The organism is Lysinibacillus sp. VIII_CA (genome assembly GCF_049943995.1).
Classification (GTDB): domain Bacteria; phylum Bacillota; class Bacilli; order Bacillales_A; family Planococcaceae; genus Lysinibacillus; species Lysinibacillus pinottii.
Map to the genome: position 1 here is coordinate 1 of NZ_JBNFXM010000128.1, position 249 is coordinate 249.

At 51.4% G+C, this 249-nt stretch carries 1 pseudogene; it reads right to left on the reverse strand.

The features are described 5' to 3' along the window. A pseudogene (locus tag ACP3VS_RS24515) lies at window positions 1–141 on the reverse strand (aspartate kinase); the annotation flags it as partial. Between the last annotated feature and the right edge of the window lie 108 nt (window positions 142–249).

A 249-nucleotide genomic window follows, 5' to 3' on the forward strand; every position in this document is an offset into this window, starting at 1 on the left:
GACAACGACTATGAGGCCGCGACCCGAGCGATGAAGTTCGGCTACACGCCGCGCGACGGCTTGAATATGCTCAGGCTTGGCGAGGCTACTGCCGCCATACTTTTGTACTAGCAAACTTTTTTTTGAGACGAGATCAGCCATGTGGCCCGAAGGTTGCGACGCCCGAAGCGAAAAAGCAACCCGCGAATCAATTGGAATTCAGAATGGCGCTCTTTTCGTTTTCGGAAATCATAAAATCTAGAGCTTGGT